Genomic DNA, 23693 nt, shown 5'->3' on the forward strand with positions numbered 1-23693 from the left:
ACCATAGACTACTGATCATTTAGCCACGGCACAGCTTCAGGATTACCATATCCCCAAGCTAGAGGGGTTTTTCGGAATCTTCCCCATCTGGCGCGGTTAGCCCAAACTATTAGCCAAATCCCGCCTATTTTCCCCCAAATCCGGAATTTTAGCCATCTATTTAGTTTCTTGAGTTTAGTTTCATTAGAAAGTCAAGTCGTTAATCTAGCGCCGCTAATTGCTGATTCAGTTGCTCACTTAGCCAGGTGCTGAAACATTCATTCAGTAGTCGCTGGCGCATCGAATCATCTAACTGGGCTGGCATAAACTTCTCCAAACGCACGATTAACAGCCATTCTCCCAAGCGTGTCGGTGGGAACAGTTGTCCGGGTTGGCTCAGGCGAAGCATTTGGGCTAAGGCGGGGTGAGGTACGCTCAGTTCAACCGGACCGATTAATCCGCCAGTCTGAGCTTCTGGTCCTTGGGAATATTCCCTGGCTAGGTCAGCAAAAGACTCTTCTCCTTCTTGAATCCGGAAATATATTTCTTGGGCTACCCCTGGGTCTTTAGTCCGAATCAGGGAATAAATCACCCGGTCTAATTGTCCCTTCCTCTCCAGAAAATAAGATTCCAGTTTGTGACTCCAGGTTTGTTGTTTGTATTTCTCAATCAGAATACTTCGTACCGCTAGGGCTTCTAATTGAGCTGGATTCATACCACGCTGCTTTAGCCAAGCCTGTTTAGCCGTCTCGTCAATGAGCTGATTTTTTTCCAAGAACTGCTGATAGGCTTGAGCCTTCTCCTCTGGTGTGCAGCTTGCGGTAGCCACTGCCTCGTCAATGATAATCTCACGGATTAACGGTGGCAGCAATTGGTAACCAGCTAGCAGGGGAACAATTTCTTCTGCACTAATGACGCGATCGCCTATTCGTAAAACTGTAGTTGTCCCCATAAGAAATGTTTGGCTTTGTGGTAGCGCTAGGTGGATAGGATGGAGATATTACCCACCGTATATTATAATTCCTAATTTTCAAGCTTCAACAGTACAGTTTTTCCACATTCACGAAAATAGGGTATTGGTATAGCACTACCCATTAAGATGTTTGACATTGTCTTGATGCAATAGCGAGTGGGGGAAACCACGGCAGTCGCTCATGGGGGGGACCCCCAAGACCGCGCTGCCTCCCCAAGACCGTAATGGTGCGCTTTCCGTTGGCGAATTCAATTCGCCACGGGTCGCACCTCTGCATCGCTTCTAAACTCCGAAACCTAGTCAATGCTTACTTTTGACTTCTGACTTCTCACTTGAGACTTGCGCGTAGCGCTATAATAGCTAATTGGTAATGGGTACTGGGTAACTGACTACTGATACCACACTACTTGATCTCATTGCTTAGTTCAGTAAGGCCGTTGATTGTGCATTGCCCACGGAGCGTTTGGTTATTGGTTGAGGGTCAGTTCTAAGCAACTGGGCTGACCGCTGATATAGCACTACATATGATGTTTGACATTCCTAAACTCCGAAACGTAAGTAATCGCCTACTTCGAACCTTGCTGACTTCTAACTTCTGACGCTAAGCGTAGCGCTATAGCTGAGTACTCGCCACTTGGGTTGACTATATATTAAGTTTTCAAAAGATTTGGGTTTGCGATAAAGTTCTGCTCATTGGACCTGAAATAACAACACGAGGAGCACAAGCCCTAGAGCAACGAGCTATTACTTGTTGCGGAGATTGATTTTACGTTGTTCACTGATTAGCCTAATCGGTATCATTTCATAATAACATAATTCGGATTTTAGAGCATGTGTAACTTTGTTTGTAACTTTGTTAGTCTAAGGTAATTAGTCTAAGCTAAGAGATTTTCCTGCCGTTGGGATAGGCGTGAAGCGTAACTATTGCAGAATAGAAATCGCCCATGGCGTTCTGTCATGATTAGAATTACTCCGAACCAACACTCGCTCCTTATCGCTCTAGTTCATTGGTCAGAGTCTTTAGTCCATTTTTCGCGGGTCTCCCAATTAGCTGTGCAGTGTTTTAGTAGTTCCCTCACACTTTTTTTTGTGTTTGTTCAACTGACTTCTCACCCCTAAAGCCCCGATGGCTATTAACGCCAATATAGAGGTTGGTTCTGGAACGGAGGTGGGATCAGTTGGTGTTGGAACGGAGGGGGGATCAGTTGGTGTTGGAACGGAGGGGGGATCAGTTGGTGTTGGAACGGAGGGGGGATCAGTTGGTTCCAGTCTGACTACATTGACATTATCGATTAGTAGTCCTGAATCAAAAGCACCATCCCCAACATCTGTCACACCTATGGTGAAGGTGTAGGTTCCAGAAGCAGCAATTGTCTGAGAGTACCTGCTAAAACCAGTTTCATTCACAAAAGGTGTCATGGAATCAGCTAATACTGAGAACGTATCAGCCAAACCACTCACCTGACCGGAAATTCCCACAAAAGCGAAGTCATTAAAATATTCGGAACCGTAATCATCTGTGAGGAAGTTGTAATCGAAATTAAGCACATCTCCTGCAACGGCTGTAAAGGTAGTTCTGATTGCTGATCCTTCAAACACCTCCCCCTTTCCCGCGCCCAGATTATCCAGCGCTGTAATGTTCAGCTCTAGAAAATTGGCTAGCTCCAGGAAGTTCTCTTTTTCCTGGGGAAGGAATGTATCTAGCTGGGCATAGAAACTGCCGTCAGTAGGTTTACTACCAAAACCTGCGGTGCGCACAGAAGCACTACCCAATGTTTCCCAGCCCGTAAAATCGTTTTCAAAACTACCATTAGTGATGATGGCAGCTGAGGCAGGATTAGTATCCAATAAACTGGCCACACCGATCAGGCTGACAATACCTGTTCTCAAAGAGAAGCACTTGTGGTTTTTAAGCTGAAACATATTTATTATCTTTGTTGAGAACTAGAGATTAGTCATGGGTAGATGCTTCCCAGTTCCAAAGTGGATATTTTGTCCGAGTAGACGCTGGAAACCCATCTGACAGTCTTGGGTTGAAGACTGACCGGATTGCTGATTGGTTCCACACGTAACCTCGAAGCTGATCTTGACAATCCTAAATCACCTGTGGTTAATCATCCGATGATAAAATCGCCATCTTCTTGAATATCTATAGTTAGATCGTTTGGATCAACATTTTTCAGGGTAGCTAATGTTCTGAAGGGGGTGTTGCCTTGAAGACCATCTCGATCTACTTTAATAAGAGCATGTGAACCAAACTGATCAATTTCCAACTCAATTTTCAACCAATCGTCAACATTGGCATCTGAATTCAAACCGTATTCTTCAACAAGATCCCAAAAGAAACCAGAGGTTAGAACCACAATATCTTCATCGTTGGGATCGAAGTTTTCGATCAGGTCCGTCCTCTCGGAAAACGTCTTATACCAGATCACATCAGCAGAATTATCAATACCAGGGTTGATATAGTCACCTCCGGGACCTCCGAATAGACTGTCAGCACCCCCTTGGCCGTAGATCTCATCTCGTACAACTTGTTCATCGCTACCTCGGAGGTCGTCATCGTGCTCTGTGCCATTTATTTGATTAATCTCTGTGTCATTTATTTGATTACTGTTTCTGCCATTTATTTGATTAGTATCTCTGGTACTCATAAGTGTTTAGTATGTGCTAACTCTGTGGGTTTTGATTGTTTGAATCCTTGAATTTTAAGTCATTAGCAGAGGCATATTTTTCTCTATTAACGATAAAAATATGCCTCTGCTACTGAGGGTTTAGAGTGGCAGCACACCCAGGAATTACTCTCCTAAAGGAGAAAAATATATTTTTCTATTTGTCCATAAAAACCTGCTAAATTATAACGATTTTTTTGGAATGTTAACTCTGGTTTAATACTAAAAATATTTTTCATTCATAATCTTTATCAATAGTTTAAGTTTAGTGAGACTTTGTGTGAAAATTGTGAAGCAATTTGATAATAATAATGAAAGGTCAAGTGGTGATGCCTATTATTAATTTTTCAATCCAGTTAGAGGAAAATCCGGAATACTTGTCTGATAATTTTTTTGGTTATATCACAATTGTATAGGCACGAGGGAGAAACGAAGGGAGGATAAGCGTGCAAAACCTTTAAAGGGTTTAAAATCCTAAAAACTACAAAAGGTATAAGAGGGATAAGGTGTACCAATTTCATTTATCCGAGCTACAGATGCTGAGCAGGTATAGCGCTACGCGCAAGTCTCAAGTGAGAAGTCAGAAGTCAAAAGTAAGCATTGACTAGGTTTCGGAGTTTAGAAGCGATGCAGAGGTGCGACCCGTGGCGAATTTAATTCGCCAAGGTCAAACGCACCATTACGGTCTTGGGGAGGCAGCGCGGTCTTGGGGGTCCCCCCCATGAGCGACTGCCGTGGTTTCCCCCACTCGCTATTGCATCAAGACAATGTCAAACATCTTAATGGGTAGTGCTATATAAGTTACAGGTTGTAGGTGATCAGCTTACAGGTTATTAAGCTAGTGTGCATTTAATTGGCATATTTTATATAGGACTTACGCAAATACCTCAATTTAACGCTACCTGTAGGGTTTGCAAAACCTTGACAACCATACCCATGGAGTCTGTGCGTAAGTCCTGTTATACTTTCGGAATTAGGGAAGGCAGACAAGGGGGATAAAAGGGCAGTGTTGTCTTTCCACTCTTATCTCTCTTCCCGCTCTTCCCCCAGAAAAGAATTTCTGATCAAGGTCTCCTCTACTCCAGATTGAGTAGACCTCTTGCAAAAGTATTTTTCTAATTAGTGTTTGCGTCAATTCTTGTCCACTGTTCCCAGATCCGCTGTTCCCTGTTCCCGACAACTGCCGCGAAGTCTAGTGTGCCATTGACCGATAACCCAAGCCTCGATGGTGATGATTTTGCCAAAAAAGCCGTCTGATTCGTCTATCCCCTGGTTTAGCATTGGCATGACTGCCATTGTTTTACTGTCACTCGCCCTGCGATTTTGGGGACTGGGTCGATTTAATCGCCTAGTATTCGATGAAGTTTACTACGCTATATTTGCCAATAACTACTTAACCGGTACTTCCTTTTTCAATCCCCATCCTCCCCTAAGTCAGTACATCATTGCCATTGGCATCTGGATTGGCTCTCACCTCCCCTTTGGACAGGATACAGTTAACGACCTGACTGGTTCGTTACGCTCTACCTGGAGTTACCGATGGCTGAATGCCCTGACTGGTTCTTTGATTCCGATCGTAGTGGCAGCTCTGGCTTATCAACTCAATCGACGTCGCAGCTATGCCTTGATTGCTGCTCTGTTCGCAGCTACTGATGGTTTATTCCTGGTAGAATCCCGCTATGCCCTGAACAATATATATTTAGTGATCTTGGGATTACTGGGTCAGTTGTTTTTTCTGCTAGCTCTGAATCATCAGGCTACAAAACGCTGGCTGATGCTAATCTTATCTGGTGTCTTTTTTGGTGCTTCCGCAGCGATTAAGTGGAATGGCTTGTGGTTTTTGTTAGGTATTTATATAGTATGGGCTGTCGCTTGGGTATGGCAATTATTTAGAACCTATTTTGGGCAGACAACCCGTACTCGTCCCATACCATCGTTAAGCCATCCATTACAACACCTGACCCAACTGAATGTCGGGCACATCCTGCTGAACTTGGTAATTTTACCAGCTCTCACCTACAGCCTCCTGTGGATTCCTCACTTACTGATGAATCCTACCCCTGGATTCTGGGAGTCTCAAGTCAAAATTTTAACCTTCCATCAAAATGTCGGCAGTGGCACTGACGTCCATCCTTACTGTTCCCGGTGGTATAGTTGGCTGTTAATGTGGCGTCCGGTTGCTTACTTTTATCAGACTGCTAGTCACACCCCTGAGGCTGTTTCCACTGACTCCCCCTTATCGGCTGGTGGGAGCAATTTAATCTATGATGTCCATGCCATGGGCAATCCTTTCCTATGGTGGCTCTCGACTACAGCAATTTTGTTGCTGTTGCTGCTGTTAACCCAACGCATCATCGAAGGGGTGGGCTGGAAATCCATACCAACCTCCTATACCTGGATTACCCTCTATTTGATCGTAAACTACGCCGCTAACCTATTGCCCTGGACGAAAGTGACTCGCTGCACGTTTCTTTATCATTATATGGGAGCTTCAGTGTTTTCAGGATTAGCACTAGCTTGGCTAGTTGACCGCTGGCTACACAGTGAGCAAAACCAGTATCGTAGTGCTGGTGTCACCGTAATCTTGGTAGTTGTACTAGCTTTTATATTCTGGTTACCAATTTACTTAGGTCTACCTTTGTCTGAGTCAGGGTATCAGTTGCGGATGTGGTTCCGCTCCTGGATTTAGGGAAAACTTATTACTATCAGGGTTCAGCACCTATTGATGTTTTAGATAATGAGGAGTGGGAAGTTGTTCAGCATTTCTTTTGCCGCCTGTGGCTAGTAAATAAAAATGACAGAAACCAAGATAGGGCTGAGCAATTCCTGCATGATATTAGGAAAAGACTTCAAATCAAAAACCATCAAGTATTCAATAATTAGACCGGCTGAAAACGTTATATCGATGATTTCTTGATCAGATCTAAGGAAACCGAAACAGCCTTAAAATAAGTAGCTTTAAAAGCTATCACTTAAAGCAATTTAAAATTGGATATTAACAATTAACAATATTCCTTTCGTTTCCAGAACAGTTTTAGTCCTGCGACTAAACCTAAGCCAAGGAGACTCGAGGCTTCTGGTACTGGCTCTGGTGTTCGTGTGTAGTCGTAAGTAACCGTAACATCGGCTGCGGCTTTTGTTGCGATCGCATTGAGTATATTAGCGGTTCCGTTAACAATCGATATGGTTTCCGCAGAGAAGAAAAAGTCTACGGGTTGAGTGCCCAGGAATGCATTAAATACGGAACCATTTGTGAATGTCTTCTCACCAGATACATTAGCTGTTAGTCCGATGAATGAAACTGCAGACTCGCCCTGGAAATCTAATGTGCCATCATAGGCAGCGACAACGGCTGAATCTCTTACTGTTGCTGTCTGTGTGAACAGGGTTGTATTATTTGCTCCGACCAATGTGAATAAGCCTTCCAGATTCCAAGTCAGAGTTGCTGGCTTTGCGTCTAGGCTTTCGCTCCGTGCGTCTCCTGACATTAGCCCGTTAAATTCTATGGTTACGGCATCAAGGGTACCGAGACTGGTGTCGAAGGGGTTGATAACAGGTGTGAGAGGCTCGTCATTGATATTTGTCGGCATCAGTGGCACTGAAGCGGATTGAACGATCGTGGCACTCCTAGCTGCAGTAGTAGTTGCCACAATACTGGTTAAGACAGAAACAGTAGCTAAGCAAATCAGATATTTGGTTTTCATTGATATGAAATTCAATCTTCATTTACAAATTAATTATTTTTTTGGTGAATGGCAATTTTATTTTTTGGTATTTATGGCCTTGTCAAATATTTTTTATCCGAATATTTTCTGATTTATTTTTTTATTATTTGTGTTATAGCGCTGTGCTCAGGGAAAAGGGAACAGGGAACAGGGAACAGGGAACAGGGAACAGGGAACAGGTAATAATTTAGCTTGTCACATAAATATTTGAGCAATTATTAGTCCCTTTAATTTGTCAATAATTGAGCAGCCATTGCTATAGATAAAGTCCCATTAATCACTTACAAAATAGTCCCTGTATTTTTGTTAATCGGTAAATTTAAACTTAAAAATTGTCAGTGTTAAATTAATCATTAACCATTAATCATTAACCATTAACCATTAACCATTAACCATTAATCATTAACCATTAAAGAATTTGGAAACTGAGCATTCAATGCTGGCAATACTGGACAGGGTTTCTTCTGCTGCAAGTTATCTCCTTTACCACTAAAGGTATTCCACCGAAATGGTCCCAAATCGGCGGCGGCCATCCACAGCAACCGTTTAGCTCGGGTCATGGCTACATAGAGCAAGCGGAATTCTTCAGCAGTCTTAAGCTGTGCGGCTTGTTCCCAAGCCTCGGGTGCCATGGGTAAGGGTTTACCGTGAAGATAGGCACGAATTTGAGCTCTGGCTACTTCTGCTAGGGTAAATTCTCCCAAAAACTGAGCGGCAGTAGGTACCCACGGATTACCTGGAAGGGTGTCTTCATGGAGAAAGGGCAAGAAAACATAGTCCCAGTCTAATCCTTTGGCTTTGTGCATGGTGATCACAGTCAGTTGATGGGAACGCAGATAAGGGGAGTCTGTATTGTCTGGGTCTACAGGTTCAAAACGTTCTGAGCTAACGATTTCCTGAAGTACTGCTAGAGTTTCACTGATAGAACTGTTGCCAAAGGTCTGTTTTGCTATCCGTTCGGCTAATTTATCTGCTGTGGCTAGCTCGGATTGGTCATAGTTTAAGGTCTGAGCCAGGAAGGAAATTAGGTGATAATTGGGGAGTTCTAAACGAGCACGCAGTAAATCACAGCAGTAGCGGCGAGCTTTGATAACTGCTTTTGTCTGGGGTGGGTCCAATGGACCAGGATAGAGGAATTGTTCGGGATAGGTGGATAGAGCATTGAGGTCTTGGGTGGGAATTAACTGACGTTTTACCAAGACATCTAGGGCAGCTTTTAGGTAATCCGGAGAATGGGGACGGTCGAGAAATTGCAGCAGTGTTAGGATTTGACTGGGAACGTGGGATTCGCGATCGCGTTTTTGGACATCATACACTTCAATCTCATGCTGGCGTTTAAGATACTCCAGTTGTTCCACCACAAAGCTCCCTTGTCGATTCTCCCGTACTAACACAGCAGCGTTATGGTTTTGGTTTTTGGCAAATAGCTCCACTACTCGCTTTCCAATCAGCTCGACTGTGTGGTAAATGTCTTTAGGAGTGTAAAGTTCTAAACCTCTCCCTTCTGGATTTGGGTTGGCATCCGGTTGAGGGTCATTGGCATCTACTCGACGAATGGTTTGAGGACGAAAGGGTAGCTCGGGAGACGGTTGGGTTTGGGGGATAGAGTCTGGCTGTGGTACTGTTTCGGTAGAGTTTTTGCTGCCATAGGTGCTATTGACCCAATTCACGATAAAGTTGGCAGCATTGATGATAACCTGGCTACTGCGACCCGCTTGATCCATGGTGGCTAAACGTCCTATTCCCTGACATTCTTGGCAAAACCAATTGAAATAAATTGGGTCAGCTGGGGTAAAGGTAGAGTTAATGGCTTGATTGGGGTCTCCAACTCGGATCAGATTTAGGGTATGGTGTTGGGAGGTTGAAGGTTGGGAGGTTGAAGGTTGGGAGGTTGAAGGTTGGAAGGTTGAAGGTTGAGAGGTTGAAGGTTGGGAGGTTGAAGGTTGGGAGGTTGAAGGTTGGGAGGTTGAAGGTTGGGAGGTTGAAGGTTGGAAGGTTGAAGGTTGAGAGGTTGAAGGTTGGGAGGTTGAAGGTTGGGAGGTTGAAGGTTGGGAGGTTGAAGGTTGGGAGGTTGAAGGTTGAAGGTTTGGTTCGGAAGTAGCTGGCAATGTGGCTAGGGTTTGCAAGAGTCGGTATTGTAAGGGTGTGGAATCTTGGGCTTCGTCTTCAAAGACGGCAAAAAATTGATTTTGCCAGAGCTGACGGATGGCATCGTTTTCTAGCACTCTCAGCGCAGCTAGAATCATGTCGTCGTAGTCGATGAATTCACGCGATCGCACTATGGTTTGATACTGTTGATACAGTCCTGCTGCGATCGCTAATATCCCATATTCATCGGTTGTCTGTTCACTGAGGTGCCACAAATCTGCTGGTAATAATCCAGAACTTTTGGCTTCATGGATAACGGTGTAGGCCAGGTTAGGTAAAACTTCCGTTCGCAATACGGATTGTCGGCGCAACCGTTCTGTTTCTTCTCCATCAAAGCTTCGACCTTCGAGCAAGGTCAGATACCGGCGTGGATAATTAGCAATCCACTGTTCCACACAAGCACGGATTAAGCGATGACTTTGATTTGGAGTTACTAGAGTACTACTGTCTAGATTCAATCCCGATAATTCTGGATGACGGTTAGCAATGTAGAGGGCTAAACCATGTAAGGTATAGACTACAAAACTATTTTGTGGGACCTTAAGGGTTTTTAGGTCATCGCGGATTTTAGCTCTTATACTGGCAGCGGCAGAGCGAGTGAAGGTGACTACCAGCAATTGATATCTGCTATGGAGTTGGTAATTTGCGATCGCAATTGCTGCAGCTTTTGCCATGCCAGTAGATTTACCAGCACCAGGGACAGCAGAAACCGCTAAGGTTCCCCCTTGCCACTCGGCCATCGGTTGTTGTCCCCTTCTTAAACTATTGCGGAGTCGTTGTAGTTCTTGGGCACGCCAAGCGGAGAGCGGGGTTTGCCCTGAGTCTGACTTGGTATCTGTATCCTCTGACATGTTGAGATTTGCTGCAACTGACTATTTTTTGGTTATTTTTTGGTATTGTAATTAGCCCAGGTTGCAAACCGCTATCCCTTAAGGTTTACCCTGGTTGCTCATTCAACCATTAGACCTCGGGAGTAGGGACAGATTTTCACAGGGCACTGAGATCTTAGAGTAGCTTAATGATTATTCATTTATTGTTAGAGTGATTAGTAATTACGCAACAATAACTTAACAATTTCTGCGTTTTTTTTTTAATAAAACATGCCAAAATTACATGGGCAGTGTCAGTTCTGCTCACGATACTCTTAGCAAGGTTAACTCTAAAAGACTTCTTTCGCTTTTCTCATTTCACATTTTAAGGAGGAAATTATGAAGCGAGTTGCGATTTTTTTGATGTCTTTGATGGCTGCACTGGTACTCATTGCTACCCCAGCTCATGCGTCGATTCAAGCAGGCATTATTGAGCTGTGTTCACCAGGCCCAGTGGAAACAACAAATAATGACACAAGCACATTTAAAGAAGTGTTCTTCGCAGAGCCATTTCGGGAAGGCTCAGATGTGATCGTGATTCCAATGGTTCAAACCTTTAATGGAGCAGATACCCCTGGTGTCAGGATCGCAGATGTAACCACGAAGGGCTTTAAGTTCAAAATGAACGAATTAGTTCGGGGTGGTCCAAGGCAGGCTCTGTCAGATGGAGGACATACAAAAGAAACCATAGGTTGGATGGCTGTCGGTTTCTAATCGCTCTTAGGATTTTTTTCTGACCCCTGTCGCCTGTGCCCAATGGATGGGGTACAGGCGATTTCAGCATTTTGTAGTGAAAGTGTCACAAAGGCTGTTGCACAAGCCAAGTATTACGGAACACCCAAAGCTGAAAGCCCCGTGTTTTTAAACCGGGTCAGAAGTTACCGCAAGAATAGTGCAGCCAAAGCAAGTTGGTAGGCTATGCATTAAAGGTGACAGGTTTTGTTGTAAGGCTGCACTATTAATCAGGTTTCGTCTCCGGGATGAAAGCTAGTAGCGACTTTAGTCGCCGTAAATATTTGAATCTGTCCGGGTATTTGTCGCCAGATAGTGTAGAATAAAATAGTAACGGAGGAGGTCGATATCCGGTGATCATACTTGAATTCAAAGCGTACGGTAAAGATAGTCAGTACACTGCAATAGACGAGGCTATTCGGACGGTCAAGTTTATTCGTAATTCTTGCATTAGATTGTGGATGGACAATAAAGGGACTGGAAAATATGATCTTAGTAAATACTGCAAGATACTAGCTAAACAGTTTCCTTTTGCTAATGAACTAAACTCAACGGCACGACAAGCAGCTTCTGAGCGTGCATGGTCATCTATAGTCCGGTTTTATGACAACTGCAAAAAGAAAAAACCCGGCAAAAAGGGTTTTCCTAGATTTCAGAAGCAATGTAGGTCGGTAGAGTACAAGCAGTCTGGGTGGAAACTGTCTCCTGATAAAAAGGCTATAACCTTTAGCGACAAGAAAGGAATAGGGAAACTTAAACTCAAAGGGAAATGGGACTTGTGGCAATTTGACAAAAATCAAATTAAGCGAGTCCGAATTGTGAAACGAGCTGATGGGTACTATGTGCAATTTTGCATAGCAGTTGACATAAAAGAAGACCTAAAACCTTCCTGTAGAAACGTCGGATTGGATGTAGGACTAAAGGAGTTTTATACTGACTCTGATGGAAATACTGAACCTAATCCTCATTTCTACAGGAAGGGAGAAAAGCGTTTAAAATTTTACCAACGTCGAGTATCTCGCAAAAAGAAAGGCTCAGCCAACCGTAGGAAAGCAGTTAATAGGCTAGGCAGGACACACCTTAAAATAAGTAGACAACGTGAAGAACATGCCAAGAGACTGGCACGTTGCGTAATCCGGTCTAACGACCTGGTAGCCTACGAAGATTTAAGGGTTAAGAATCTAGTAAAGAATCATTGCCTGGCTAAGTCTATTAATGATGCTGGCTGGTATCAGTTCAGAAAATGGTTAGAGCATTTTGGGACTAAATTTGGCAGAGTAACTGTAGCAGTAAACCCTGCTTATACAAGTCAAAACTGCTCTAAGTGCGGTGAAACAGTCAAAAAATCACTATCAACTAGAACCCACGTCTGTAAGTGTGGATGCAAGTTAGATAGAGACCACAATGCTGCGCTGAACATTTTAAAACGAGCCTTGGGTACGGTGGGGCACACCGGAACCTGGATCCTAGATCCCAACGCTTCGGGAGATCTGACCTCTACTGTCCTTGGTCCCGGCCAGGTTCAGCAAGTCGGGTCGTTGAGCGAAGAATCCCCGCGTCTTTAGACCGGGGAGTGTCAATTAACATCATTTACTCTCAAAGAAATTGACCGTATTAAGCGCGATCGCAAGACAGTAGCAGTAACAAAATCTGTGAAGGTTGCTAGTTTCTCAGTTTAAGATGAACAAGTCCACTACACACAGGGAACTTCAATATCATGGCAAATGGTAAATCCAAAGTCGCACTGATTACCGGCGCATCATCGGGTATGGGCAAAGAAATGGCCAAATCTCTGCTGAAGGATGGTCTGACCGTGGTAGTAGCGGCACGTAGTGTCGAAAAAATGGCTGACCTTAGAGAGTTGGGTGCTCACCCGCTGCGTATGGACATCACCGATGAGGCAAGTATCCAGGCTGCAGTGAATGAAATTCAAGACACTTATGGCAAGGTTTCGCCCCGCTGACCTTAACCGTTAGACTTTGCTGAGTCTCGGTAGATGGTCTTGCAGAACTGTTAACATTGACTTTGTCTTTGGGATGTGCTTCCATTGTCAAGCACCAAATGCACTACAGTTGCGTGTACCTAAAGGTGAGAGTGATCGCAACATTGGGCTAGACAAATCATTATGGATCAAATCATAGCAAAGGTTTTCTTAGAATGCGTTCGCGCCATCGATGCCAGCGAGTTGATAAGTCGCGTTTCTTCCACGGACAAAGAGTTTAGCTTTCAAAATTGGTTTGCTGTTCGTCTTGAAAGGCTTTCCTTGAACTTCGATGAACCTTCAAGAAATGCTTATCCAGACTTCAGGCTTGTTGATTTCCCCCTTGGCTTCGAGATCAAAGGATTAGGATTTCCAGGCAGGGAAGCAAACTATGACTGCAATAGTCAAGTGCCCTCAGGTCTGCATAATGGGAGGACAATTTACTATGTGTTTGGACGATACCCAGCAAAAACCAAGGAAAAGAACTATCCAGTCTATGATCTTGTCATGTGTCATGGCAATTTCTTAAATGCAGACCATTCTTATATCCATAAAAATAAGAATCTTAAAGGTTTCGGTAGCTATGGAGACATTATGATTCGTGACCGAAAAATGTATGTTGCACCTACACCATTTGCCCTTACGGATGGCACAGAACGCCAAGTTACTCTGATTGCTCCAACTGGCTTTAAATTTGGTATAGATTTAAAACACTCGGGTACTATCACACGTATAGAGACTCCAAGGCTGATAAGGGGTTATTACTTTGATATGATTGAACATACGCTTACACCTTCCTATATAGATAATCCAAACGCAGGAAAGAAACACACATTTAAAGTTTTCCGTGCAGCAAAATCTTTAGGGCCAACAGTCACTCTTCGTTGATATGGAACTTTCATTCACAAGTCTTTTTTCTGGTGCCGGTGGCTTAGATATCGGCTTTGAAATGGCTGGTTTTAAACATCTATACTCCACAGATATTGATACATGGAGCGTTAAAACACTCCGTAATAATCGACCTGAATGGGATGTTGAAGAAGCTGATATTCGAGAAGTATCAGAAAGAGATTTACCTGATAGTGATGTAATTTTAGCAGGGGTTCCATGTCAGGGGTTTTCACTGGGCGGGAATCGAAAGGAAAACGACGAGAGGAATTTTCTGTTTCAAGAAGTTGTCAGAATGGCAAAGATCAAGAAGCCTCGCTTTATCGTAATTGAGAATGTTCTCAATCTCAGGAGAATGAAAGAACCCAAAAGTGGAAAGCCTTTTGTTGAGGTAATTTCAGAGCATTTAAAGAGTCTTGGATACTACATAAAATATAATGTCTTCAGAGTATCTGGTTTTGGAGTGCCTCAAACGAGAAGAAGATTTATTTTTATTGCCAGCTTCGACCGATTTCCCTCAGCTTTTCACTGGCCCACGCCAGAGCCAGATACACCAGCATCAGCATATTTAGCTGATCTGGCTGCAAATCCATTTATTTCGCTTCCTAATCATTGTCCTGAATGGGGGTTCAAAAGCCGTGTTCATGAGGAGACTGGAAAGGCATTTGATCCTACTGAGACCCCTGTACCATGTAGATTCTCTCGAACTGGATCTGACGGACACCCAATAAGATCTTTGGATGCCCCATTTCCTGCTATTGATACTGGAACTATTTGGGGGTGGGCTCAGGGAAATGTGGTGGCAGAAAGAAAGGAAAAAGATCGCGTCAATGGGCAATTTGTAAGGAATCCAAATATTAGCTTAAAGCTCTGGCGTATCAGTGCAAGCCGTCTGCGACGCTTTACTAATCGTGAATATGCCCGACTTCAAACTTTCCCAGACTCATGGGTATTTCATGGAGGAAATAAACGTCATGTCCACCAGCAGATTGGCAACGCTGTTCCTGTACAATTTGCCTATCGAGTTGCCTGTTTTCTTCAAGCAGTTTACGAAGCACAGTGTTTAGGCCAACCAATGAATTTATTTACTAATAATACGGTATTACAACTGGAATTGAATTTATAACTCAATAATTTGGTATGATCAAGCCGATTGGTAGGTTGCTTTGAAGGACAAAGCCCAACAAGACCCCAGCCATACCTAGCGGTTTTAACAGGGTGACAATGGGCAGGTCGAAGCTGGAGATTATTATAGGAATTCTGGGCTAGGCTCCCAGTTACCGCCTTTTTACTCCCCTTGAAAAATTGGTGACCATTCCCTACTGTAGCGGTAATCTTGTCACCCCAGTACCAGGGTAGAGTAAACTTTACTATCACGGTTATTAAGTTGTAAAAAGTCCGAGACCTTGCCGCCCTTCTTTGAGTTTGTTAGCCTAATGTAGAACGAAAGATTCCCACACTGTTCACCACAGCGAATAGTGATTGAGCTTTGCTCACGCTACGCGATCGAAGGCAGCAGCAATCGTGGCATATTCCTTGCTATGACCTGTACTTTAGAATTGTGTGATCAGGTTTTAAAGGTTGATTTAAGCGTGAAATTATCAAAAGAAACCATATTAGTTCTTCGTGATATCATTACAGGTAATGGAAATTGTTCACCCTATCGAAATGGTAAGCAATTGGTTGAATTTTTTAACCAATTTAGTTGTTCGGGTTGGGAGGATGAATACGGTCCAGGTTTTCCTGCACGTTGGCAATACGCTGAGGAGAAGTTAAGTGAGTTTAACGATAGGCCAATCATGAAAGATATCCTGCTCGCGGCTATTGATACTCGTCATTTTTTGAAAGAAACAAGTGATAATCAAAAAGCAGTCGAGCTTCTGAACAAATATCTTGAATTTGATAGTTATAAACTACAATCTTCAGGAAACAACAAATGGAATGTTTATAAATTGGATGGTTCTCAAATTGAATTATCACATCCTTATGGAAATTCGCAGGAAGTAACACATAAATTTATTGATGAGCAAATCAGTAAATGTGACAAGAAGCTTGCTGAAGGTGATTTTGATGGTGCAATCACTAACGCACGCTCTCTCGTTGAGGCAGTTTTGTCTGCAATAGAACAAGAGTTTGATTCTAATCCACCGGAGTATAAGGGAGACTTACAGAAACTGTATAAGCAGGTTCAAAAACACCTTAAGCTTTCTCCAGGACAGGAAAACCTTGCACAGTGTTTAAAGCAAATTCTCTCTGGTCTAACAAGTATAGTTCATGGCTTGGCTACTTTGCGAAATAACATGAGCGATGCTCACGCCAGATCCTATCAACCGTCGGAACATCATGCCAGACTAGCAGTTAATTCGGCCTATACACTATGCGACTTTCTATTTGCAACAAAGGAGTATCAAATGCAGAAAAACAACAAACCTAACAATTAAAACCCTTTGCATGCCTCATTAAACTCATTCAGAGAGTCGCCCCCGACCCCTGGCTGCAAAACCAGAGGTGAAATTATCACCATCACCACAACCACTTTCATACGGTAACTTCAAACCATTTGACTAGCTGTATATTAGAATTGTAGTAGGTCGATAAACAGAGAGGCAAGTGTTATGAGAGCAGCTTATCAATACAGGTTGAGATTATCTAAAAAACAAACAGCCGAGTTAGATCGATGGCTAGAGATGTTGCGGTGTCAATACAATTACTTGTTGGCTGATCGATTTAACTGGTACGAGGAGAATCGCTGCTCTAGTAATGCTTGCCCGCTTATATGCCACCTGCCAGAGTTAAGGGATAATCCTGATTATTTTTCCCAGAAGCGAACTCTACCTCAATTAAAGAAAGACAGACCGTGGTACACCGACATCCATGCTCATGTATTACAGGACTGTGTTAAGCGAGTAGATCTAGCTTTTAAACGATACCTCAAAGGAGATTCCAAAGGTAAAAAGAATGGTAGACCACGGTTCAAAGGAAAAGGGCGGTACCGTTCTTTAACCTTTCCGTCTCTAGGAAAAGACCCTATCAAAGGTAATCTTTTGAAACTACCTAAATTTGGATGGGTCAAGATAGTCTATCACAGGCCAATCCCTGATGGATTTAAGATTAAAACAGCTACTGTTACCCGAAAAGCCGACGGAATCTATGTAACCCTGTCAATTCAAGATGACACTATTCCTCAGACTATTCCGGTCGATGAAGTGTCTAATCCCGTGGGCATTGACATGGGTCTCAAATCATTTTTGATCAAGTCCGATGGCTCAGAAGTGGAGATTCCCCAGTATTACAGAAAAGCTCAAAAACTGCTCAAAAAAATCCAGAAAACCGTTAGCCGATCTAAGAAAGGTAGTAATAATCGGAAAAAGGCTGTAGCAAAACTAGGTAAAGCTCACAAAAAAGTAGCTGATACCAGAAAAGATTTTCATTTCAAAACTGCCAAAAACTTGCTAGATAACCATGACCTGGTAGCTCACGAGAAGCTAAACATCAAAGGTCTGGCCAGAACTATAATGGCAAAATCAGTTCTTGATGCTGGATGGGGTCAATTCCTGTCAATCCTTGCAACCAAAGCCTTAAATGCTGGGTTGTTAACGGTTCCTGTGAATCCCAGAAACACTAGTCAGAACTGCTCTAATTGTGGAAAAAAAGTACCTAAGAAACTAAAAGACCGCATTCATTCTTGCCCTGATTGTGGATATGTTGCTGACAGGGATATAAATGCAGCTAGAAACATTTTGAATTTGGCGGTGGGGCATCCCGTCAGTAGTAAAGCTTGCCGAGCAACCAAACCGTTGGGTGGTGTTGGCAAGAAGCCCGCGTTGTCCCGTTAGGGTAACGTCGGGAGTATGTCACTCCAATAGACTCATTTAGGATCAACGAATCGCACCCTAAACTATGCATCGCATCGCCGCTACTCCAGGAGGATGGAACCCTGAAGCTGAAGGGGTTATCTTCATCGAACAAACCCCAGCACCAATTATTTTCCTGACTGCTGCTGACACGGATATCCAAACCTTAGCCGCATCGGTATCCCAACTTCCCCCAGATTTCCCAGCTATCCGAGTCGCTAATCTGTTGCAGTTGCAGCAACAACTAACCATTGATACCTATGCTGAGGATATTTTAGCCAAAGCACGGATTATCATTATCAGATTATTGGGTGGACGCTCCTACTGGTCTTATGGCTTAGAAGTGGTGAAAGAAACAGTAGAACAAACTGGCGCTAGGTTATTGGTTTTACCAGGAGATGACCGACCAGACCCTACCTTAACTAGTCACTCCACAGAAACTATTCCGATAGTGAATCAATTATGGCGCTACTTTACAGAAGGCGGTGTAGAGAATTTCACTAACGCTCTGAAATTTGTGGCAGATGTATGCCTGGAGCAAACGAATAATCCAGCACCACCAAAACCTGTGCCTCGGGTTGGGGTTTATCCATGGCAATCGGGGATAAAGGTTAGCAGGTTTAAGGTTAGCAGGTTGAAGGTTAACAGGTTGAAGGTTAACAGGTTGAAGGTTAATAGGTTGAAGGTTAACAGGTTGAAGGTTAGCAGGTTGAAGGTTAACAGGTTGAAGGTTAACAGGTTGAAGGTTAACAGGTTGAAGGTTGGAGGTTGGGACGATAACCAGCAACCAAATAACCTACCCGAAGGCAACGCCAAGGGCAAACAACCTACCCTTCTCGAAGGCCAAAGGCAAACAACCGAACAACCTTGGCCAAAAGGCCACGCTACGCGAACAACCTTCAACCAAAACCAACCTTCAACCAAAACCAACCTTCAACCAAACAACCTTCAACCAAACAACCTTCAAGCTACTGGCAATCTTAAAGTAGGTATTTTGTTCTACCGTGCCCATTACTTAGCGGGAAATACAGCACCGATTGATGGGTTATGTCAGGCTTTGGTAGAACGGGGCTTGGAACCGGTGCCAGTATTTGTGTCTTCTTTACGGGATCTAGAGGTACAACGGGAATTGTTAGGCTATTTCCAAAATCCCGATAGCTCTAGTAGTGCGATTGAGCTTTGCTCACGCTACGCGATCGCAGTGTTGCTGAATACGACAAGTTTCTCGGTAGCTAAGTTGGATGCTGAAGTACATCAGTTGGAGTTGTGGGAAGGGCTGGATGTACCTGTGTTGCAGGTTATTTTAAGTAGTGGCACCGTGGAACAGTGGGAGTCTGGGTTTCAGGGATTGATGCCCAGGGATACTGCCATGAATGTGGCTTTGCCAGAGGTGGATGGGCGAATTATTAGTCGTGCCATTTCCTTTAAGTCGGCGCAACGGTGGAATGCTGCTCTGGAAACGGATGTAGTGGTTTATGAACCGGTATGCGATCGCATTCAGTTTGTAGCAGATTTAGCCATGAATTGGCTACAGTTACGGCAAACCCTACCGAATCAGAGAAAGGTTGCTCTGATTTTAGCTAATTACCCCAATCGAGATGGCAGGCTGGCCAATGGAGTAGGATTAGATACCCCGGCCAGTTGTGTAGAGATTTTAAAAGGGTTACGGGATGCTGGGTATTGGGTTGACAGGATTCCGGAAACTGGGGATGAGTTGATTGAGTGGTTGACCGCTGGGGTGACCAATGATCCGGAAGGATGGCAGTTACGTTTGGTACGACAAGAGTTGAGTGGGCAGGAGTATTGGGACTATTTTCAAGGGTTACCGATAGCGGTTCAAAAGGGAATCCGTGAGCGTTGGGGAGAGTTTGATCTTAACGGTAAAGACAGCAAAGATGGCAACGGAGAGATAACAGAGATTTCAGCATTTCCCATTTCAGGGATTCAGTTGGGAAATGTGTTTGTAGGGATTCAACCCTCTCGGGGTTATGATATTGACCCAGCTTTGAATTATCATGCTCCGGATTTGGAACCGACTGATGGGTATTTGGCATTTTATTATTGGTTGCGGAAGTGTTTTGGTGCCCAAGCGATTGTTCATGTAGGCAAGCATGGGAATTTGGAGTGGTTACCGGGTAAGAGTGTGGCCTTGTCAGAGTGCTGTTATCCAGAAGTAGCGTTGGCAGCCATGCCTCATTTGTATCCATTTATTGTCAATGATCCGGGGGAGGGAGCTCAAGCAAAGCGTCGCGCTCAAGGGGTGATTATTGATCATTTAACCCCTCCCATGACTCGTGCTGAACTTTATGGTCCTCTGCAACAGTTGGAGGGATTGGTTGATGAGTATTATGAAGCCCAGAGTTTGGATTTGTCTCGGTTACCAATTATTCGCGTCCGCATTGTTAAACTTATCCTTGATGAGCACTTGCACGAAGATTTGGGGATTGCAGTAGACGACATCGAAGCTGGAGAATCGGAAATTACTAATCAAATTGATGCTTATCTTTGTGAATTAAAAGAAGCTCAGATTCGAGATGGTTTACATGTCTTTAGTCGATGCCCCCAAGGACGTCAATTGCAGGATTTAATAGTAGCAATTGCTCGTCATCCAGGAAAGAATCGCATCGGCTTAACTCGTGCTTTGGCTCAGGATTTAGGTTGGAATTTTGATCCCCTAACGGAAGATTTTTCAACTGTAAAAGATATAGCAACAAGCAGTATAGAAAGGGAACAGGGAATAGATAAATGCTATACTGGGAAATATACTGTTGGTGATTTGGTTGAAGTATTGGAAGAAAAAGCATCTGAATTAGTAGAACAAATCATCACTAATGATCCATTAGCGATTACTGATTACCAATTACCGATTAGTAAAACAACAAAAAAAGAATTAGATTGGATACGCGATCGCCTGTTACCAGCACTACAACAAACTAATCAGGAACTCACCCAATTGTTAAGGGGATTAGATGGCAGATATGTACCCAGTGGGCCATCTGGTGCGCCGACTAGAGGACGACCGGAGGTTCTGCCCACAGGTCGCAATTTTTACTCTGTTGATATCCGTGCCATACCCACAGAAACAGCTTGGGATGTGGGCAGAAAGGCAGCTGAAGTGCTAGTGGAGCGCTATACCCAAGAAAATGGTGAATATCCCAAAACCCTAGGGATTTCGGTATGGGGCACATCTACCATGCGTACCGGGGGAGATGATATTTCCGAGGCTCTGGCCTTGTTGGGAGTGCGACCGATTTGGGATGGGTCCTCACGGCGGGTGGTAGACTTTGAAATATTGCCAGTGTCTGTATTACAACGTCCTCGGGTGGATGTCACCTTGCGCATCTCTGGCTTCTTTAGAGATAGTTTCCCGAATTTAATCGACCTATTTCACAATGCAGTAGTTGCTGTGGCAAGCCTGGATGAATCACCATCAGACAATCCTCTAGCAGCCCAGGTGAAACAGGAAACAGACTCTTGGTTACAGGTAGGGTTGAGTCAGTCCCAAGCCCAAATGCGATCGCACTACCGCATCTTTGGCTCAAAACCAGGAGCCTATGGTGCCGGGTTACAGGGTTTGATTGAATCTCAAAACTGGCAAGATGAGCATGATTTAGCTCGCGCTTACATTAACTGGAGTAGTTACGCCTACAGCTCATCTTCCCCCAAGGGAGCCCCAGAAGCCTTTGAGCAGCGTCTCAAACAGATGCAAGTTGTATTACACAATCAGGATAATCGGGAACATGATTTACTTGATTCAGATGATTATTACCAGTTTCAGGGGGGGTTAACCGTAGCAGTGCGGGGGTTAACTGGCAAAAATCCTCAAACCTACTTTGGTGATAATTCTATCCCTGAAAAGCCCAAAGTTCGACAGCTAAAGGAAGAGATTGCCCGAGTGTACCGTTCTCGTGTCGTGAATCCTAAGTGGATTGAGGGAGTGATGCGCCATGGTTACAAAGGAGCATTTGAAATGGCAGCAACGGTAGATTATTTGTTTGCCTATGATGCTACCGCTAATTGTGTCGCAGACCATATGTATCAAGGAGTAGCTCAGGGGTATTTATTTGACCCAGACGTGCAAGAGTTTATCCAACAAAAGAATCCATGGGCCTTGCGAGATATGGCAGAACGGTTACTGGAAGCCAATCAGCGAGGATTGTGGCAGTCAGTTGAACCAGAGACCTTAGAGAAATTGAGAGCGATCGCATTAGAAGCAGAAGCAGTGATTGAAGGGGAAAATTTTGGCATTGTATAGCTCCGGAAGTCTAGTTAGATGCTTAGTAAGCATTCAGCCGTGAGCCAAAGCTCACCCTACTTGAGGTGCGGTCAGCCGTCAGCTTATTTTATTCAAAGGTGCGCTTGCGCGTAGCCCATTAGCTGATAGCTGATAGCTGATAGCTGATAGCTGATAGCTGATAGCTGATAGCTGATTGCTGATTGCTGATAGCTGATAGCTGATAGCTGATAGCTGATTGCTTACGACGCTTACATCTATTTAACATAAAATTGTTTTAACTTAGAAGCTACGTCTTCTGGATTTGTCCGATCAGGAAACACTAAAATAGCCTTAATTTTATTATTAGCCACTATTTCTGGCAAGCGATGGAATTGTTGATCAGTAATAGCAATTCCATCATAGGTTTCGGCATAATCTACTTCTTTGGTAAAATTTTTATCATTATAAGCTTGAATAAAAACTCGATCTACATTCCATTTTTGCCAGTCGGCAGCAAAATATTTTTTAGCCCAATAAGGATTATGATGACAAAGATCAAAACTAACCTTTGGGTTAGCTTGTTTCATAGCACCGATCATTTCTTGTGAAAAAGTGGTTAGCTTCTTAGTGCGATTTACTTTCCCTGGTAACTCGGCATGGTAACCCAGATAATCGTCCCATTGGACTGCATCAATTTTAGGATATTTTTGGACAAATTCCACTAAAATATCTCTAAAGAAATTAGCAACTTCAGGAATTTCTACATCCAGAATATAATGCTCGATTCCTGGATAGGTGCGGTCAACGCCAGGTACAACCCATTTGCGTTCAATAGCTAAATCAAAAATCGGGCTATTTTTATCTATTTTGATACCTTTTTCAAAGTAAGCATGAACTTCCATGCCGTGTTTGTGTGCTTCATCAATTAGCCAAGTTAACCAGCGGTCGCGAAACTGATTGGGACAACTTTTATAACCGAAAGTTTTTTGCATCACTTCACTAGTGTACATAGGACAAATATTACCCCATACACCATGAATAATCGTATTAATTCCTTGAGAGTGATAATGACGAACTTGTTTTCTAATTTTCTCTTCACTAGCATTATTAGTTACGTTATAACGACTTATATAAATTCCTCTGATTGCTTTTTTCTCCAAAGGAGTTTGAGTTGTTGGTGATGCTGGCTGATGATTAGGTTTAACAATTGGTGTTTTTAATTTTTGAGCTGTTTGAGGTTTTTGAGGTTTTTGAGCTGTTATTGGTGTTGGTGAAGGTGGCTGATGATTAGGTTTAACAATTGGCGAATTTGGGAAGGAAGGTGCAGTGGTTACAGAAGGCTTAGTAGGAGCCGAAGGTTGTGGTTCGGCTGGTGTCGAATTTAAACCAGGAATAGCTATTGGTAGATTTTGAGGAATAGCTATGGGGAGATTTTGAGGTAATTTGCTAATAATAGCGAAACCTCCTTGATGGTTCAACCACCAGTAACCACCTCCTAACACCAGTAAGATTAGAGAAATAGGAATATTTGCGCATCCACATCCACTGTTTTCATTCTTTTTCTTTGACATATTAAACTTATTCCCCAGCAATAGTTTAATATATTATAGCAATTATCATAGTAATTATGTACAAAATTATGGTTTTTATGAAGCA

Annotated in this window: 16 protein-coding genes; 9 read left to right on the forward strand and 7 right to left on the reverse strand. The window is 43.4% G+C overall.

Translation table 11 applies throughout. The features are described 5' to 3' along the window. Positions 1 to 199 precede the first annotated feature (199 nt). From F6K63_RS06605 to F6K63_RS06620, 4 genes are all read right to left on the reverse strand, one after another. Positions 200 to 931 (reverse strand): peptidylprolyl isomerase, encoded by a 732-nt coding sequence (locus tag F6K63_RS06605; RefSeq protein WP_009149356.1) that lies wholly within the window; start codon positions 929 to 931, stop codon positions 200 to 202. Positions 932 to 1999: 1068 nt separating this feature from the next. Beyond that, positions 2000 to 2875, reverse strand: a complete 876-nt coding sequence (locus F6K63_RS06610; protein WP_287311346.1) for a PEP-CTERM sorting domain-containing protein — start codon at positions 2873 to 2875, stop codon at positions 2000 to 2002. A gap of 191 nt (positions 2876 to 3066) precedes the next feature. Continuing rightward, on the reverse strand, positions 3067 to 3606 hold the full coding sequence (locus F6K63_RS06615) for a hypothetical protein (protein WP_009149351.1): 540 nt from the start codon (positions 3604 to 3606) through the stop codon (positions 3067 to 3069). Between the two features lie 1149 nt (positions 3607 to 4755). Beyond that, the gene (locus tag F6K63_RS06620) at positions 4756 to 4920 is read right to left on the reverse strand and encodes a hypothetical protein (protein WP_287311474.1); all 165 of its coding nucleotides are present in this window, start codon (positions 4918 to 4920) and stop codon (positions 4756 to 4758) included. Between F6K63_RS06620 and F6K63_RS06625 the strand changes: the two genes are divergently transcribed. Beyond that, positions 4856 to 6313: a dolichyl-phosphate-mannose--protein mannosyltransferase gene (locus tag F6K63_RS06625; RefSeq protein ID WP_287311348.1), complete on the forward strand. Its 1458-nt coding sequence runs from the start codon at positions 4856 to 4858 to the stop codon at positions 6311 to 6313. The genes F6K63_RS06620 and F6K63_RS06625 overlap by 65 nt on opposite strands. Before the next feature lie 313 nt (positions 6314 to 6626). Here F6K63_RS06625 and F6K63_RS06630 read toward each other — a convergent pair whose 3' ends face one another. Next, positions 6627 to 7328: a choice-of-anchor E domain-containing protein gene (locus F6K63_RS06630; RefSeq protein WP_287311350.1), complete on the reverse strand. Its 702-nt coding sequence runs from the start codon at positions 7326 to 7328 to the stop codon at positions 6627 to 6629. 416 nt (positions 7329 to 7744) lie between these two features. After that, positions 7745 to 10348, reverse strand: a complete 2604-nt coding sequence (locus F6K63_RS06635; protein WP_287311352.1) for a UvrD-helicase domain-containing protein — start codon at positions 10346 to 10348, stop codon at positions 7745 to 7747. A gap of 357 nt (positions 10349 to 10705) precedes the next feature. On the opposite strand from F6K63_RS06635, the gene F6K63_RS06640 reads away from it, so the two are divergent. The 8 genes from F6K63_RS06640 (at position 10706) to cobN (ending at position 22076) form a co-directional block, all read left to right on the forward strand. After that, positions 10706 to 11080 (forward strand): hypothetical protein, encoded by a 375-nt coding sequence (locus F6K63_RS06640; protein ID WP_009149334.1) that lies wholly within the window; start codon positions 10706 to 10708, stop codon positions 11078 to 11080. A gap of 371 nt (positions 11081 to 11451) precedes the next feature. After that, positions 11452 to 12663 (forward strand): RNA-guided endonuclease InsQ/TnpB family protein, encoded by a 1212-nt coding sequence (locus F6K63_RS06645; RefSeq protein ID WP_287311354.1) that lies wholly within the window; start codon positions 11452 to 11454, stop codon positions 12661 to 12663. 152 nt (positions 12664 to 12815) lie between these two features. Next, complete coding sequence (locus tag F6K63_RS06650) at positions 12816 to 13061, forward strand: SDR family NAD(P)-dependent oxidoreductase (protein WP_009149325.1); 246 nt, start codon at positions 12816 to 12818, stop codon at positions 13059 to 13061. A 162-nt stretch (positions 13062 to 13223) separates the two neighbouring features. Continuing rightward, a complete protein-coding gene (locus tag F6K63_RS06655; RefSeq protein ID WP_287295260.1) occupies positions 13224 to 13967 on the forward strand; it encodes a hypothetical protein in 744 nt (247 codons plus the stop codon). Between the two features lies 1 nt (position 13968). Next, the gene (locus F6K63_RS06660) at positions 13969 to 15093 is read left to right on the forward strand and encodes a DNA cytosine methyltransferase (protein ID WP_287295262.1); all 1125 of its coding nucleotides are present in this window, start codon (positions 13969 to 13971) and stop codon (positions 15091 to 15093) included. 352 nt (positions 15094 to 15445) lie between these two features. Next, on the forward strand, positions 15446 to 16408 hold the full coding sequence (locus F6K63_RS06665) for an abortive infection family protein (RefSeq protein ID WP_287295264.1): 963 nt from the start codon (positions 15446 to 15448) through the stop codon (positions 16406 to 16408). A 174-nt stretch (positions 16409 to 16582) separates the two neighbouring features. Continuing rightward, positions 16583 to 17803, forward strand: a complete 1221-nt coding sequence (locus F6K63_RS06670; protein WP_287311356.1) for an RNA-guided endonuclease InsQ/TnpB family protein — start codon at positions 16583 to 16585, stop codon at positions 17801 to 17803. Positions 17804 to 17867: 64 nt separating this feature from the next. Beyond that, entirely contained in the window at positions 17868 to 22076 is a 4209-nt protein-coding gene (cobN, locus tag F6K63_RS06675) for a cobaltochelatase subunit CobN (protein ID WP_287311358.1), read from the forward strand. A 236-nt stretch (positions 22077 to 22312) separates the two neighbouring features. Here the strand turns inward: cobN and F6K63_RS06680 are convergent, their stop codons facing one another. Then, positions 22313 to 23608 carry a family 10 glycosylhydrolase gene (locus F6K63_RS06680; protein ID WP_287311360.1) on the reverse strand — a complete coding sequence of 432 codons (1296 nt, stop codon included), beginning with the start codon at positions 23606 to 23608 and terminating at the stop codon, positions 22313 to 22315. Positions 23609 to 23693: the final 85 nt, after the last annotated feature.

Origin of the sequence: Moorena sp. SIO1G6, assembly GCF_010672795.1 — a bacterium.
Classification (GTDB): Bacteria; Cyanobacteriota; Cyanobacteriia; order Cyanobacteriales; family Coleofasciculaceae; genus Moorena; species Moorena producens.